Source organism: Cytobacillus pseudoceanisediminis (assembly GCF_023516215.1).
In the GTDB taxonomy this organism is placed as follows: Bacteria; Bacillota; Bacilli; order Bacillales; family Cytobacillaceae; genus Cytobacillus; species Cytobacillus pseudoceanisediminis.
This window is the reverse complement of the sequence record NZ_CP097349.1, coordinates 3,862,369-3,877,500: the sequence shown is the minus strand read 5'-3', so window position 1 is coordinate 3,877,500 and position 15,132 is coordinate 3,862,369. Positions and strand designations below refer to the sequence as shown.

The window sequence follows — 15,132 nt, the reverse complement described above, 5'->3', positions numbered from 1 at the left end:
ACAGTTCGGTCCCTATCCGTCGTGGGCGCAGGAAATTTGAGAGGAGCTGTCCTTAGTACGAGAGGACCGGGATGGACGCACCGCTGGTGTACCAGTTGTCTTGCCAAAGGCATCGCTGGGTAGCTATGTGCGGAAGGGATAAGTGCTGAAAGCATCTAAGCATGAAGCCCCCTCGAGATGAGATTTCCCATAGCGTCAAGCTAGTAAGATCCCTGAAAGATGATCAGGTTGATAGGTCAGAGGTGGAAGCGTGGCGACATGTGGAGCTGACTGATACTAATCGATCGAGGACTTAACCAAAACGAAAAGCGGAGGCGACTGTTCAACTTCGAGAGACGTTGGAGAGCCGGCCATTCAAATCCTGGTTTTGGGATTTGGAGGGACGGATCGAAACGGCCGAGAAGTTAGGAGCCGAAGCTAGACAAGTCATTGGTGAATACTCGGCAAATGCTTCTTCATGCATTATCTAGTTTTGAGGGAACGAAGTTTCTTCAATTACATAGTCCGGTGGCGATAGCGAGAAGGTCACACCCGTTCCCATACCGAACACGGAAGTTAAGCTTCTCAGCGCCGATGGTAGTTAGGGGCTGTCCCCTTGTGAGAGTAGGACGCTGCCGGGCGGAAAAACAAATTGTGACGAAAAATCACACAAATAATATTATCGCGGGGTGGAGCAGTTCGGTAGCTCGTCGGGCTCATAACCCGAAGGTCGCAGGTTCAAATCCTGCCCCCGCAATCTGGTCCGGTAGTTCAGTTGGTTAGAATGCCTGCCTGTCACGCAGGAGGTCGCGGGTTCGAGTCCCGTCCGGACCGCCATTTTCTAATATTAAAAACGTCAAACGAAACCTGGTTTCGTCTTTTTTTTATTCTTTTTTATCCTCAGCTTATATTCCATTAATAATGAAAATAGCTTACTTTGCCCATTGCTGCAAAATAAGGTAAACTACATATAGATTATTCTCCTTAGGATTTATCCTAAGGTTTTTTTCTTTATAGATTAAACCATAAAAGGTGATGAAACATATGAGTCAGTTTGAGTTTATCTCAAAGAAGCCAGAGGATACGATGGCGTTTTCGGAAAGGCTGGGCAGTCTGCTCCAGCCGGGGGATGTCCTTGCTCTGGAAGGAGATTTGGGCGCAGGAAAAACGACATTCACCAAGGGGCTGGCAAAAGGACTTAATATTACCCGTAATGTAAATAGCCCCACTTTTACGATTATTAAAGAATACCAAGGAAGATTGCCCCTGTATCATATGGATGTATATAGAGTTGAAGATTCTTTTGAGGATTTGGGGTTTGATGAATACTTTGAAGGCAATGGGGTCACAGTTGTAGAATGGGCTCATCTAGTTAAAGAACAGCTTCCCGAAGAGTTATTGACGATTTATTTATATCTTGATGATAATGACTCAAGAAAGCTTGTCCTGGAACCCCGGGGAAAAAGATATGAGGAATTGTGTAAGGAGATTATGTTATGAAGGTTTTAGCCATAGATACATCCAATTACCCTTTGGGAGTAGCTCTTCTGGATGGTGATCAGGTTATAGGCGAGTACATTACCAATGTCAAAAAGAATCACTCTGTTCGTGTTATGCCGGCTATTGATATCTTAATGAAAGATTGTGGTGTTACGCCAGCTGAGTTAGATAAAATTGTTGTTGCGAAAGGACCTGGCTCCTATACAGGCGTCCGAATTGGGGTTACAATTGCAAAAACTCTGGCCTGGACTTTAAATAAGCCGCTGGTTGGGGTATCCAGCCTGGAAATTTATGCGGCTTCGGCAGGCAGATACTTTAATGGCGTCATATCTCCTTTGTTTGATGCACGGAGAGGACAAATATATACTGGCCTGTATCAATATAAGGAAGGGCAGTTAGCATCTCTTATGAAAGACCAGCTCCTTCTTGCAAAAGATTGGGCAGCAATGCTTTCTGAGCAGCAAGAGAAGGTCCTTTTTATAGGGAATGATCTGCCTTTACATAAAGAGGTATTTACAGAATCCCTTAGAGACCTGGCGGTGTACGCTTCGCCTGCAGAACATAATCCAAGGCCGGCAGAACTTGCCTTGTTAGGCAGAGACAGAGAGCCTGAGGAAGTTCACTCTTTTGTTCCTAATTATATTAGGATTGCGGAAGCTGAAGCCAATTGGATAAAAGCAAACCAAGAAAAAAAGCTATAGTGATGAGGAAGCGAACGTATGAATAAATCCTTAACTTTCCGTTTTATGAATGAAGAGGATATTGATGATGTTTTGGAAATAGAACATAAGTCCTTTGCAACACCCTGGAGCAGGGAAGCCTTTTTTAACGAATTAACACAAAATCAGTTTGCATTGTATGTTGTTTTAGAAGAAGAAAATAAAGTTATAGGCTACTGTGGAGCATGGATCGTAGTGGACGAAGCTCATATCACAAATGTTGCGCTGCTCCCTGAATATCGCGGGAGAAAGCTTGGAGAAGCTCTTATGCGAAAGTTAATGGAGATTGCGTCTGAAATGGGGGCCATCACGATGACTCTGGAAGTAAGGGTATCTAACTTCACAGCTCAGGCCTTGTACCGAAAGCTTGGTTTTCAAAATGGAGCCATAAGGAAGAACTACTACACTGATAATCAAGAAGATGCTTTAGTAATGTGGGTGAATTTATAATGAATAAAGATCAATGGATCATGGGGATTGAAACAAGCTGTGATGAGACGGCTGTTGCCATCATTAAGAATGGCCGTGAAATCTCAGCCAATATAGTTGCATCCCAAATAGAAAGCCATAAACGTTTTGGGGGAGTAGTTCCGGAAATCGCTTCCCGCCATCATGTTGAACAGATAACTATAGTGTTGGAAGAAGCATTATATAAGGCAGGCATTACATATTCAGATCTTTCAGCAATTGCTGTGACTGAAGGACCTGGCCTTGTAGGCGCGCTGCTGATCGGGGTTAATGCCGCTAAAGCAGTTGCTTTTGCTCATGGTATCCCTCTTGTAGGCGTGCATCATATTGCTGGACATATTTATGCCAATCGATTGGTTGAAGAAATGGAATTTCCATTACTGTCCCTGGTAGTCTCAGGCGGTCATACAGAGCTTGTCTATATGAAGGAGCATGGCCATTTCCAAGTGATTGGAGAGACAAGGGATGATGCTGCAGGAGAGGCATATGATAAAGTTGCCCGGACATTAAATCTGCCATATCCAGGCGGTCCTCACATTGACAGACTCGCTCATGAAGGGAACCCGACCATTCAGCTTCCGAGAGCATGGCTGGAAGAAGGTTCATACGATTTTAGCTTCAGCGGCTTAAAGTCTGCCGTTATCAACACTGTTCACAATGCTGAGCAGCGTGGTGAGACCATTGTGCCGGAAGATCTTGCTGCAAGCTTCCAGGAAAGTGTCATTGATGTCTTAGTAACGAAAACAGAAAGAGCTGTTGAAGAATATCAGGTGAAGCAGCTGCTGCTCGCAGGCGGAGTTGCGGCGAATAAAGGACTTCGAGCTTCTTTGGAAAAGAGGTTTGGGGACAAAGCGGAGATAAAGCTTATTATTCCGCCATTAACATTATGCACAGATAATGCAGCGATGATTGGTGCAGCAGGAAGTGTGCTGTTTGAAAAAGGACAATTCGCCGGACTTGATTTAAATGCCAATCCCGGTTTGGACATCACTATCCACAATGATAAATAAATTAGGAAAAAGTCCCCGACCGCATAGGGGGCTTTTTCTGTGGATAAAATCATTTATTTCAGAATATTATGTTGGTAATGTGGATAAAAACAGTTTAAATTGTGGATAATGTGGAAAAGTCTGTGGAGAGTATATATAACTGCGTTTTTCTTGTGATTATCTCTGTGGATAATAGAAAAGACTGGCAGTGACTATTCTACCAGTCTAAAAGTTATGAATTTTCTTTTATTAATCATCAGCTAAAAGTGTCCATTCTTCCATCAATTCTTCCAGCTTAGCTTTTGCTTGATCAGTTTCATTTGTGATACCCATCACTTTTTCATGGTCTTGATAAACATTCGGATCACAGAGAAGCTGGTCATTCATATCGATTACTTTCTCCAATCCTTCTATTTGCTCTTCAATTTCTTCCATTCTTCTTTTTCGTTGGCGTTCGAGCTTTTTGGCTTCTTTATCCTGCTGATAATTATTTTTGTCCTGCTTAACAGGCTGTGATGCCGTGGATTCATCTTGCTCATTAAGTGCAAGCAGTTCCTCTTGTTCCTGCTTTTTTCCACATAATAATCATAATCGCCGAGATACTCTGTTGCCCCAATACTGGAAAGTTCAACTACCTTTGTTGTGATTCTGTTGATAAAATATCGGTCATGAGATACAAAGAGAATCGTTCCAGGATAATCGATCAATGCATTTTCAAGAATTTCTTTGCTATCCAGATCCAAATGGTTTGTAGGCTCGTCGAGGATTAAGAAATTGGCTTTCTGCATCATAAGCTTCGCAAGCGCAAGACGTGCCTTTTCACCGCCGCTCAGTGTTGAAACAGTTTTAAGAACATCATCACCAGAGAAAAGAAAGTTCCCAAGTATTGTCCGGATTTCCTTTTCCGGTTTTAGCGGGTATTCATCCCATAATTCGTTCAGGACTCTTTTATTGCTGGTGAGTTCCGCCTGTTCCTGGTCATAGTAGCCAATTGTCACATTGGAACCGTACTGTATCTCCCCGGAAAAAGAAGAGATCTTTTTGATGATGGTTTTGAGCAAGGTGGATTTGCCAATTCCATTGGGCCCCACCAGTGCAATGCTGTCACCTCTTGCCAGTCGCAGTGAAATATTCTCGCTCACTATCTCTTCATAGCCAATAGCAAGAGAATGAATATTTAAAACCTCATTGCCTGATTGCCGTTCAATGTCAAAGCCAAAAGAAGCTGATTTCTCGTCTCCCAGCGGCCTGTCCATCACGTCCATTCTGGCAAGCTGCTTTCTGCGGCTTTGTGCCCTTTTGGTTGTGGAAGCACGGGCAAGATTTCGCTGGATAAAATCCTGCAGCTTAGCGATCTCTTCCTGCTGTTTCTCGAATTGCTTCATTTCTCTTTCAAAGTTAGCCGCTTTTTGATCGAGATAGGAACTGTAGTTTCCTGGGTACTTTCTTATTTGGCGGCGGGAAATCTCGTAAACCTGGGAAACGACCTTATCAAGGAAATATCGGTCATGGGATACGATTAGAATGGCACCGTTGTATCCCTGCAGGTACTGTTCGAGCCATGATAATGTTTCAATATCCAGGTGGTTGGTAGGCTCGTCCAGTATTAAGATATCAGGCTTTGTCAGCAAAAGTTTACCAAGGGCCAATCTGGTACGCTGTCCGCCGCTCAATGATGAAATTTTAGTGTCATAGCCCATTGAGCTGAAGTTGAGTCCGTGGAGAATGGAACGGATATCTGCCTCATATTGATAGCCGCCATTTTCTTTGAAATCAACCTGAAGCTTGTCGTATTCTTTTAAGATGCGTTCATAGGCATCAGAGTTATTTAGGATATCAGGGTCTGCCATTTGTTCTTCAAGGCTGCGAAGCTGTTTTTCCTGCTTCTGCAGATGACTAAAAACAGTCAGCATTTCATCCCAAATGGATAACTCTGATTCCAGGCCGGTATTTTGTGCAAGATAGCCAATTGTTACTTCCTTTGGCTTTATAATCTCACCGGAGTCATATGTCATTTGTCCGGCAATAATTTTCAAAAGGGTGGACTTTCCTGCACCATTGCGCCCTACTAGCGCAATCCTGTCCCTGGTTTGTACTTCAAGCTTTATATTGGTTAAAATGGGATCAGCGCCAAAATTTTTCGCCAGCTGATTGACTTGTAATAGTATCATGTTCTTTCACCTCGGGTATAGAGTAAGTGTAACTCATTCATATATGTTCGGCAATAAAGGAGACAGGACTATAATCCCTTCTGCAGGGCATTCAATCAAGACAAAAGGCAAATAAATATGTGAGGAACAATACAAAGCACATACAAAGTAACAGAAAAATAGTGTATGATTTTGAAGAGAGGTGTTTTGAATGGCGGATTTTACTCATTTTAATCAAGAGGGCAGGGCAAAAATGGTGGATGTCAGCGATAAACCTGAAACGGCAAGAACAGCCATTGCTCAATCAAGTATTACTCTTAATCAGGAGATATACGAAAAGATAACATCCAACTCTATGAAAAAGGGGATGTACTCGCTGTTGCACAAACTGCAGGCATTATGGCGAGCAAGAAAACATGGGACATTATTCCGATGTGCCATCCGCTGCCGCTTAAGGGCGTGGACATTTCATTTTCATGGAAGGCGGAAGAGGAAGAGTATGTCCTGATCATTACTGCTTCTGTAAAAACGAAGGGAAATACGGGTGTGGAAATGGAAGCGTTAACAGCCGCTTCTGTCTGTGCGCTGACCGTTTATGACATGTGCAAGGCTGTAGATAAAGGAATGGTGATTGGGCCAACCTTTTTAATAGAGAAAACAGGCGGAAAAAACGGAGATTTTAAAAGAAATTAATTCATCATAAGAAATGGGGATGGACGAATGGCCAATGAACCAATTAAGATACCGCAGGCAACAGCTAAACGGCTGCCTTTATACTACCGCTTTCTAAAAACCTTCACTCATCAGGCAAACAAAGAGTCTCTTCAGCAGAATTGAGTGAGGCGGTAAAGGTAGATTCTGCAACAATCCGCCGCGATTTTTCGTACTTTGGTGCGTTAGGAAAAAAGGATATGGATATAATGTGAATTACCTGCTGGGCTTCTTTCGGAAGACTCTTGACCAGGATGAGCTGACTAAAGTAGCTTTGATCGGGGTAGGGAATTTAGGAACAGCCTTTCTTAACTATAATTTTCTTAAAAATAATAATACCAAAATAGAAGTAGCCTTTGATGTTGATGAGAGTAAGGTTGGCACGAAAATCGGTGATGTACCGGTCCATCATATGGATGACCTTGAAGAAGTTATTATAAATAATAATATTCAGGTGGCGATTTTAACGGTGCCGGCACCGCCTGCCCAGGCTATTACCGATCGGATGGTGAATGCGAAAATAAAAGGAATCCTTAATTTTACACCTGCGAGGCTCACTGTGCCAGCCTCGATTCGGATTCACCATATCGATCTGGCAGTAGAATTGCAGTCACTGGTTTATTTTCTGAAAAACTATCCGGAAGAAATGTAAAAAAATGAGCCTTTTGGGGGCTCATTTTTTCATTTTATTTTTCATTTTAAAATGCAGGCCAACCATCCGCAGTCCGGTGCCAAAATCGAATGTGGCAATTATAATCAGAAAATAAGTAAAGAATCCCCAGGTTTCTTCATGCTGGATATTCTGTATGGCTATAAAAGTGAAAAGGCATCCGAGAAGGATGTAAATAAAGCCTGAAAACAAAGGTGTGCTTCTCATCAAAATCCCCCAGTAAGTTTAAAACTCTGCAAAGCATTTCCCTATGCTAGAAAAAGCTGATAAAGCTCTGCATTTTTTCCATTTCTTCTAACCATTTTTGCATATTATCCTGATTCAGCTGGATAACCGCAACAAAGGTGTTCATCGCCACATGGGCAAAAATCGGCACAATAATCCGCTTCGTTTTGACATATAAGAAAGCAAAGGTGAACCCCATTGCCGAGTACAGCAGTACATGTTCAGGCTCGAAATGGGCAAGTGCAAAAATGACTGAGCTGATCAGGGCCGATAAGAAGAAGTTGAAGCGCTTATGGAGAGAACCGAAAATAACTTTTCTAAAGACAATCTCCTCAAGTATTGGCCCAATGACCGAACTAATTAAGATAACGATTGGCGATGCTTCAATAATCCGGATAATCTGCTGCGTATTCTCAGATCCCATTTCAATCCCAATCATATTTTCAATGCTGGCAGCAGTAGCTTGAGCGATCAGGGCCAAAAATATACCCCCAACTGCCCAGCCCGCTGAGCTTGCTGCGGAAGATGCATCCCTATCCAGGCCTTTTTTCATCTCTTTTCTTAATAATAGAAGCGTAATGATCAGTGTAACCGTAAAACTGATGACAAGCCAGTAGGCTACAGCCAGGATCTGCATGTTTTCGGGGTTCTGTCCAAGGGCATCTGCAATAAATAACACAAGCGGAACGCCAAACAAACTGGACAGCTGCATGGCAATATAAGCTATTAATATAAACCAATATTCCTTCTTCAAAATGTTATACTCCTTATTCTGAGTGTTGGAAAACAAGTCCTAAAGCCATTGTACTCTTAATAAGGAGCGGGTTTCAAATATCAGCATCAAAGCAGGAAAATACTATGGGTAAAGTGAAGAGTTCCGAAGCATACTTAAGAGGTTGTCTGTGTCGAAAAATAGCGTGTATGGGCGAATGAAATTTTTTCTAAAAAATTTAAGCTTCACCCTTGCAAATAGAAATGAGATTCATTAATATAATAATTGTGTTAGCACTCATACAGAGAGAGTGCTAATAAATAAAAATATTTACATATTATTTGAGGAGGTTGTTTCACTTGTTAAAGCCACTAGGTGATCGAATTATTATCGAGCTTGTTGAAACTGAAGAAAAAACTGCAAGCGGCATCGTACTGCCGGACACTGCTAAAGAAAAGCCTCAAGAAGGTAAAGTTGTAGCTGTAGGAACTGGCCGCGTTCTTGAAAATGGTGAGCGTGTTGCCCTTGAAGTTGCTGACGGCGATCGTATCATCTTCTCAAAATATGCTGGTACTGAAGTGAAGTACGAAGGCAAAGAGTATTTAATTTTACGCGAAAATGACATTCTTGCTGTAATTGGCTAATCGCCGATCAGACGAAGATTATTAAAGAATAAAGCTAAAATTTTTGAGGAGGTTTTTATCAATGGCTAAAGAGATTAAATTTAGTGAAGAAGCTCGCCGCGCGATGCTTCGCGGTGTGGATTCCCTTGCAAATGCGGTAAAAGTAACTCTTGGACCTAAAGGACGCAACGTGGTTCTTGAGAAGAAATTCGGTTCTCCACTTATCACCAATGATGGTGTGACAATTGCGAAAGAAATCGAGCTTGAAGATGCATTCGAAAACATGGGTGCGAAGCTTGTTGCTGAAGTAGCAAGTAAAACAAATGATGTTGCCGGTGACGGTACAACAACTGCAACTGTTCTTGCTCAGGCAATGATCCGTGAAGGCCTTAAGAACGTAACTGCAGGCGCTAACCCAATGGGCATCCGCAAAGGAATCGAAAAAGCAGTTGTTACAGCTGTAGAAGAATTAAAAGCTATTTCTAAGCCAATCGAAAATAAGGAATCTATTGCTCAGGTTGCTGCAATCTCTGCTGCTGACAATGAAGTTGGCCAGCTGATCGCTGAAGCAATGGAGCGCGTTGGCAACGATGGTGTTATCACAATCGAAGAATCTAAAGGATTCACAACTGAGCTTGATGTGGTTGAAGGTATGCAATTCGACCGCGGATATGCTTCTCCATACATGGTTACAGATTCTGATAAGATGGAAGCGGTTCTTGAAAACCCTTATATCTTAATCACTGATAAGAAGATCACAAGCATCCAGGAAATCCTTCCTGTACTTGAGCAAGTTGTACAGCAAGGCAAGCCTTTATTGCTTGTAGCTGAAGATGTTGAAGGTGAAGCACTTGCTACACTAGTTGTGAATAAGCTTCGCGGAACTTTCAACGCGGTAGCAGTAAAAGCTCCTGGCTTCGGTGACCGCCGCAAAGCTATGCTTGAAGATATCGCGATCCTGACTGGCGGTGAAGTAATCACTGAAGAGTTAGGCCGTGACCTTAAGTCTGCTACAATCGACTCTTTAGGACGCGCTACTAAAGTAGTTGTTACAAAAGAAAACACTACAATCGTTGAGGGTGCTGGAGACAGCGCGCAAATCGGCGGACGTGTGAACCAGATCCGCACTCAAATGGAAGAAACAACTTCTGAATTTGACCGCGAAAAATTACAAGAGCGCCTTGCTAAACTTGCTGGTGGTGTTGCAGTTGTTAAAGTTGGTGCTGCTACTGAAACTGAATTAAAAGAGCGCAAGCTTCGCATCGAAGACGCCCTTAACTCTACACGTGCTGCTGTAGAAGAAGGCATCGTTTCCGGTGGTGGTGTTGCCCTTCTAAACGTATACAATAAAGTGGCTGCTATCCAGGCTGAAGGCGATGAAGCAACTGGTGTTAACATCGTATTGCGTGCGATGGAAGAGCCTGTACGCACAATTGCTCACAATGCCGGTCTAGAAGGTTCTATCATTGTTGACCGCTTAAAGCGCGAAGCAGTTGGAACTGGCTTCAACGCTGCTACTGGCGAGTGGGTAAACATGATCGAAGCTGGTATCGTTGACCCAACTAAAGTAACTCGTTCAGCTCTTCAAAACGCTGGATCTGTTGCAGCTATGTTCTTAACTACTGAAGCAGTAGTTGCTGACAAGCCGGAAGAAAACGCTGCTCCTGCAATGCCTGATATGGGCGGCATGGGCGGAATGGGCGGCATGATGTAATTTAAAGCGTTGAACCCAACGTTTTAAAGCATCATCCACCAGGACATAGGTACAGGTTTTCTTGTCCTGCTGTTCCCAAAACTGTTTATAACAAACAAAAAAGGAATTCCTATTCGGGAATTCCTTCAGTTTGTAGACAAAAAGAGTTCGGAATAGTCTCATTCCGAACTCTTTTTTCATTTTTTGTAGGACTTCAAGTAATTACAGAGAATTGCAGACCTCTCCGAGGTTATCATTTAGGCCATTTCTGGACCTTGCCAAGTCCAGGTGGCCATTTTCTTCAAATTCATGGCAGCGAAAGTAAGCATCGCCTGCATCGACATTTTTTTAAGTCCCCTGAGGGTTGTCCAACGCATGCCATGCTTTTCTTTTGCATCTGCGAATACTCGTTCAATTGTTTCTTTGCGTTTTTCATAGATCGGTTTGACGTCTTGATGGTGGCGAAGATGATCTGCTTCTTCCACATGTTCCTCCCACACATGACGTTGAATCAGTTTTTGATGTGCTTGACTCTGTGTGCATTGAGACAAGAAAGGGCATCCAGCACAAATTCGAGGATCTGATTTATATTGACGATACCCTTCCTTTGTAGTTGTAGTATATTTTAATATCTCACCAGTTGGGCAAATGTAACAGTCAAAATGCTCATCATAAACATACTCATGTTTTCTGAAGAAACCCTCTTTTGTGCGAGGTCGTGTGTAAGGTAAAGCAGGTGTGATGTCGTTTTTCAATAAGTAGCTCGTGATAGCAGGTGTTTTATAGGCTGCGTCTGCCGCAACAGCTTTTGGTTTACTAACTTTCTCAATAACTTGTTCTACCAATGGCTCTAAAATATGACTATCATGCGTGTTACCAGGGGTTACAATTGCGCCTAACACGAAGCCGTTGCGGTCTGCGGCCGCATGGAAAGAATAAGCGAACTGTTTTGTACGCTCATCTTTTACATAGTAGCCACTCTCTGGATCTGTTGTACTTTCCTTGATTTCTTTGTATTCTTCTTTATCAAACTTATCTGGTGGAAACGGCTTTTTTCCATGATCCTCGCGGTCTTGGTTAATCTCCTCTTGAAGGCGTTCTTGATAAGCACGGGTTTCTTTTCGAACAACTTTCTTTTCAAATTTGCGTTTATTTGCACTCGCTTTTACATGAGTAGAATCTACAAAAACGTGTTCAGCACTAATTAAATTCTTTTCAGCTGCGGTTTTTAAGATTCGGTAAAATATTTGTTCAAAGAGATCGGTGTCTTTAAATCGGCGCTCATAATTTTTACCGAAAGTTGAGAAGTGAGGAACTTTATCGTGAAAGCCATATCCTAAAAACCATCGATAAGCCATATTCGTTTTCAATTCTTCAATTGTTTGACGCATGGAGCGAATACCGAAGGTATATTGAATAAATGTGAGTTTAATTAATATTACAGGGTCAATACTTGGGCGGCCTTTTTCTGAATACTTATCTTTTACCAAGTCATAGATGAATGAGAAATTAATCGCCGCTTCAATTTTGCGGACCAAATGGTCCGCCGGTACAAGTTCGTCTAAAGCAACCATTTCAATTTGATCCCGTTGAATTGGATTATGTTTTGAAAGCATTTAAATCACCTCAAGCATTGTATTACTTCTATTTTAAAATAAAAAAGACTGCAGACAAGCACGATTTTCATCGAGTTTGTCGACAGTCTGAAGGAATTCCTATTCGGGAATTCCTTTTTTTATTTATTCTTTGTCCGAACCCCCGCCAAAAGTTTCGGGAATCATCGTGAAGCCTTCAATCACAGTATCTTCTTCCACTTCGATCATCAGATAGCGCTTGCCGTCAAAATGGACTTGTTTTACATATCGAAGATCTTGCGGGCAGATGGATATGTTGGCTGCCTTCGTGCTGATTTTTATTGATTTTGAATTAAATTTGGGCAGGACGCTGGTTGCCTTTATTTCATATTTGTCATCATCGATGATTTTTTGATAAGCGGATTGGACCTTTTCTGAATTAATATCTTCGAGACCACTCACTTTTAAAACGCGTTCTACGTCTTTGGAATCCAGCTTCGGCGGTTCATCCTCTTCGTTTTCCACGATCATACGGTTAATCTCTTCATATACGTTGGAAAGGGTTGCTGTGCTTAGCTGATCTCCTGTTACGTCTTTAATAATTTCCTCAAAAACGATTTTATCATCCTGCGCCGTCATCGTTTCTTCCCCGTTTAAAACGTCCACTATGAACTGGTAGTCGGGCTCATGTACCTTGCCTGCTGAATACAAGACGTGATTGACATCAGCTGCATGATCGGTAAAGCAAGGAAATAGAAACCCTGAAATGGGAGCCTTGAGGTTGATAATCGGATCAACGGTAAAATGATATTTAAATTCCTTTTCTACATAGTCAAAAAGCAATTCTTTCTTCGGTTCTTGAGTGTTATTTATGCTGCAGAGAATAAAGGGATGAGAATAAACGGCATCCCGTTCACTTTCCTCGGCTTCTGCGTTGCGGCGTTTCATTGGCTTAAGATACTCCCCGCGAATGAATGTAACGACAATATCCTTTTCATATTGCCGGATTCCCAGCATTTTGCCGACTATCTGAAGCATTTGATCCATCCAGCCTTCAGCATCACTGCTTAGCAATCCCTGATGCAGGATGAGTTGACTGCTGTTTTCGGCATCCCTCTGAAACTTTAATTCAAAGAGCTTTTCATCCAATTGGCCGCCAAGCAGCTTTTTGAAGTTATCCATAAATAGCTCCTGCTGATCCTGGTCCAGCATTTCAAAGGGCTGGCTTTCATAATGATAAATCTCACTTGATTCCTTCATAATATAGACATTAAAAATATCTGAGATCTTTAGTAAGTCATTATTTAATTTAAATTGTTTCCGAATCTGTGCGATGTCTTTTTTGTTCACAGTTAAATCCACTCCTAAGCTGCCCAATATGCATATTTACTAGAATAACAAAATACATCAGCTCTATAAATTATTTCTTTTATTTTCGCTTTTTTGAAAAGGGATACGTTAATTAAATTTGGCTGGAGATTTGAGAAGCATGAAGTTGATTTTTACCGGCCGAATTTGCGCTGGCGAGGTGAATGTAGAATGCTGATATTTTGTTAACATAAAGGTATTTAATTGAGGCCTCTCATAAGTTGACTAAACTTATGGGAAGCCTTTTTTATTTCTTTAACATGGGGACATACTCTTCCAGATAAAATTGGATGCAGAAATAAAAATTACAAGTATCGACAAAAAATGGCAAGTTCTTTATAATAGTATAGTAAAATATAATCGTGAAATTAGTCCTATATTCAATAAAATTGAAAAGGCAAACTTATCGAAAGGTAAGGACGCAAAGCTACGAGTCTAAAATCCTCCAGGGTAATGACAGTCGGGTTGCCAAGGATAATAAAGAACGTTTATTTGGCTATCCCTGTCTATTTGGGGATAGTCTTTTTTTTGGACACCTTTTAAATAGCTGCAAAAATGATGGAGAATACAGGCAAAGGAGATCAGCGATGATAGTTGTAGATAAGAAAAAATACAAAATGGCCATTAATGAGGCCGCAAAGGAAGTTCATGTACAGGTTCATGGGTTAATGAGAGAGGAGGATGCGGAAGGTTATATGATAGATTTACAGGATACGATTAGTAAGGTATCAAGGCAAAGTTATACATTTGTTGTAGACGGGACCCATCAAACACCTGTCCCATCAAAGGTGGTTCCACAGCTTGAACAGACAATGCAATTTTATTCTTCATTGGGATTTAAGGATATTCTTGTAGTAAAACCGTCATCTAAAATTGCGCAGGTGCAAATCAGGAATGCACTTGAGAGAATTGAGTTCTCAGGTACGTTTGTTGATAAAGTGCCTCATGGCATCTAATGTTCGTGACAATGATTAGGGGATCATTATTTTACATTTGAAAGGGAGTAAAGAAGTGCAAACAACACTAGAGCTATATACATACGAAATTATAAAGAAGGATCAGCCAGAATTAATTGTGAAAGCAGCTGATTGTCTGGCTCGAACATTCATAGGAGTGGAGGTTGCAGGGAAATGGGTTCAGGAGCCAATGGTAGGACAATTGAATATAGGCTATGAGGATTTCTATCAATTTACCAAGGATTATTTAGACTCTACGATTGAACAGGGATATTGCGCAGTTGCAAAGGATGCTAATCATAAAGTTGTCGGTGTACTTGCGGGAGATACAAATGCACCTGAGATAATCGGAGAAGACATATTTGAAGGTTCTTTTTATGATATGAATGTAATTCTCCGTGTTTTGGAAGATGTAGATAAACGTTTTATGGAAGATTATAAAAAACAGAATGGACATGAAATCAAGGATGGAGAACTATTACACCTTTTCATGTTAGGCGTAATAGCTGAACATAATCGTCATGAAATTATTCAGCAGCTAGGAAATAGATTAATCGCAAAAGCATCATCCCAAGGATTAAAGGCTGTTTTAGGTGAAGCAACCAACCCTAAATCAATACGGGTCATGGAAAAATATCATAATATGAAAAAATATAAAGATACTGAAGGAAATTATATTGTCCATAAATATCAGGATAATAATAAGCTGAGTGGTATTCCTGCAAATGTAGCAGATGGAACATATATCCTAATAAAAGAGCTTTAAATTACATATAAAGTCTAATTTAATTAAAT

General features: G+C 41.4%; 13 protein-coding genes, 2 tRNA genes, 2 rRNA genes, 3 pseudogenes and 1 riboswitch (1 of these 21 only partly in view). Of the genes and pseudogenes, 15 read left to right on the top strand and 5 right to left on the bottom strand.

What is annotated here, in order from left to right:
- The 8 genes from M5V91_RS20895 to tsaD all read left to right on the top strand — a co-directional run.
- Positions 1–300, top strand: a 23S ribosomal RNA gene (locus M5V91_RS20895) (it extends 2,634 nt beyond the left edge of the window).
- A gap of 203 nt (positions 301–503) precedes the next feature.
- A 5S ribosomal RNA gene (rrf, locus tag M5V91_RS20890) occupies positions 504–620 on the top strand.
- Positions 621–662: 42 nt separating this feature from the next.
- A tRNA-Met gene (locus M5V91_RS20885) sits at positions 663–736 on the top strand.
- A 3-nt stretch (positions 737–739) separates the two neighbouring features.
- Positions 740–816, top strand: a tRNA-Asp gene (locus M5V91_RS20880).
- A gap of 207 nt (positions 817–1,023) precedes the next feature.
- Positions 1,024–1,479, top strand: coding sequence for a tRNA (adenosine(37)-N6)-threonylcarbamoyltransferase complex ATPase subunit type 1 TsaE (tsaE, locus tag M5V91_RS20875; protein ID WP_009336298.1), 456 nt, complete (start codon positions 1,024–1,026; stop codon positions 1,477–1,479).
- Positions 1,476–2,180: a tRNA (adenosine(37)-N6)-threonylcarbamoyltransferase complex dimerization subunit type 1 TsaB gene (gene tsaB, locus M5V91_RS20870; RefSeq protein ID WP_009336297.1), complete on the top strand. Its 705-nt coding sequence runs from the start codon at positions 1,476–1,478 to the stop codon at positions 2,178–2,180. The genes tsaE and tsaB overlap by 4 nt, the downstream gene beginning before the upstream one ends.
- Before the next feature lie 18 nt (positions 2,181–2,198).
- Positions 2,199–2,648, top strand: a complete 450-nt coding sequence (gene rimI / locus M5V91_RS20865) for a ribosomal protein S18-alanine N-acetyltransferase (RefSeq protein ID WP_009336296.1) — start codon at positions 2,199–2,201, stop codon at positions 2,646–2,648.
- On the top strand, positions 2,648–3,676 hold the full coding sequence (gene tsaD, locus M5V91_RS20860; protein WP_009336295.1) for a tRNA (adenosine(37)-N6)-threonylcarbamoyltransferase complex transferase subunit TsaD: 1,029 nt from the start codon (positions 2,648–2,650) through the stop codon (positions 3,674–3,676). The genes rimI and tsaD overlap by 1 nt, the downstream gene beginning before the upstream one ends.
- Before the next feature lie 228 nt (positions 3,677–3,904).
- On the opposite strand, the pseudogene M5V91_RS20855 reads toward tsaD, so the two are convergent.
- Positions 3,905–5,826: pseudogene (locus tag M5V91_RS20855) on the bottom strand (ABC-F family ATP-binding cassette domain-containing protein).
- 190 nt (positions 5,827–6,016) lie between these two features.
- Here M5V91_RS20855 and moaC point away from each other — a divergent pair.
- The 3 genes and pseudogenes from moaC (at position 6,017) to M5V91_RS20845 (ending at position 7,168) form a co-directional block, all read left to right on the top strand.
- Positions 6,017–6,498: pseudogene (moaC, locus tag M5V91_RS20850) on the top strand (cyclic pyranopterin monophosphate synthase MoaC).
- Positions 6,499–6,525: 27 nt separating this feature from the next.
- Positions 6,526–6,731: pseudogene (locus tag M5V91_RS30640) on the top strand (winged-helix domain-containing protein).
- Positions 6,728–7,168, top strand: a complete 441-nt coding sequence (locus M5V91_RS20845) for a redox-sensing transcriptional repressor Rex (RefSeq protein ID WP_369425906.1) — start codon at positions 6,728–6,730, stop codon at positions 7,166–7,168. The pseudogene M5V91_RS30640 and the gene M5V91_RS20845 overlap by 4 nt, the downstream one beginning before the upstream one ends.
- A 21-nt stretch (positions 7,169–7,189) precedes the next feature.
- Here the strand turns inward: M5V91_RS20845 and M5V91_RS20840 are convergent, their stop codons facing one another.
- Positions 7,190–7,393, bottom strand: coding sequence for a YdiK family protein (locus M5V91_RS20840; protein WP_019382369.1), 204 nt, complete (start codon positions 7,391–7,393; stop codon positions 7,190–7,192).
- A 46-nt stretch (positions 7,394–7,439) separates the two neighbouring features.
- Complete coding sequence (locus M5V91_RS20835) at positions 7,440–8,165, bottom strand: CPBP family intramembrane glutamic endopeptidase (RefSeq protein WP_009336290.1); 726 nt, start codon at positions 8,163–8,165, stop codon at positions 7,440–7,442.
- 317 nt (positions 8,166–8,482) lie between these two features.
- Between M5V91_RS20835 and groES the strand changes: the two genes are divergently transcribed.
- Together groES and groL are read left to right on the top strand one after the other, a co-directional pair.
- Positions 8,483–8,767 carry a co-chaperone GroES gene (gene groES / locus M5V91_RS20830; RefSeq protein ID WP_009336289.1) on the top strand — a complete coding sequence of 95 codons (285 nt, stop codon included), beginning with the start codon at positions 8,483–8,485 and terminating at the stop codon, positions 8,765–8,767.
- A 61-nt stretch (positions 8,768–8,828) separates the two neighbouring features.
- A complete protein-coding gene (gene groL, locus M5V91_RS20825; protein WP_009336288.1) occupies positions 8,829–10,460 on the top strand; it encodes a chaperonin GroEL in 1,632 nt (543 codons plus the stop codon).
- 236 nt (positions 10,461–10,696) lie between these two features.
- Here groL and M5V91_RS20820 read toward each other — a convergent pair whose 3' ends face one another.
- Both M5V91_RS20820 and M5V91_RS20815 read right to left on the bottom strand, forming a co-directional pair.
- A complete protein-coding gene (locus M5V91_RS20820) occupies positions 10,697–12,055 on the bottom strand; it encodes an IS1182 family transposase (protein WP_284521487.1) in 1,359 nt (452 codons plus the stop codon).
- Between the two features lie 123 nt (positions 12,056–12,178).
- Complete coding sequence (locus M5V91_RS20815) at positions 12,179–13,363, bottom strand: DUF4317 domain-containing protein (RefSeq protein ID WP_009336221.1); 1,185 nt, start codon at positions 13,361–13,363, stop codon at positions 12,179–12,181.
- Between the two features lie 404 nt (positions 13,364–13,767).
- A riboswitch (cyclic di-GMP riboswitch) is annotated at positions 13,768–13,854 on the top strand.
- A gap of 114 nt (positions 13,855–13,968) precedes the next feature.
- Here M5V91_RS20815 and M5V91_RS20810 point away from each other — a divergent pair.
- Entirely contained in the window at positions 13,969–14,337 is a 369-nt protein-coding gene (locus M5V91_RS20810; protein ID WP_009336220.1) for a hypothetical protein, read from the top strand.
- A 55-nt stretch (positions 14,338–14,392) separates the two neighbouring features.
- The gene (locus M5V91_RS20805; protein ID WP_009336217.1) at positions 14,393–15,103 is read left to right on the top strand and encodes a hypothetical protein; all 711 of its coding nucleotides are present in this window, start codon (positions 14,393–14,395) and stop codon (positions 15,101–15,103) included.
- Positions 15,104–15,132: the final 29 nt, after the last annotated feature.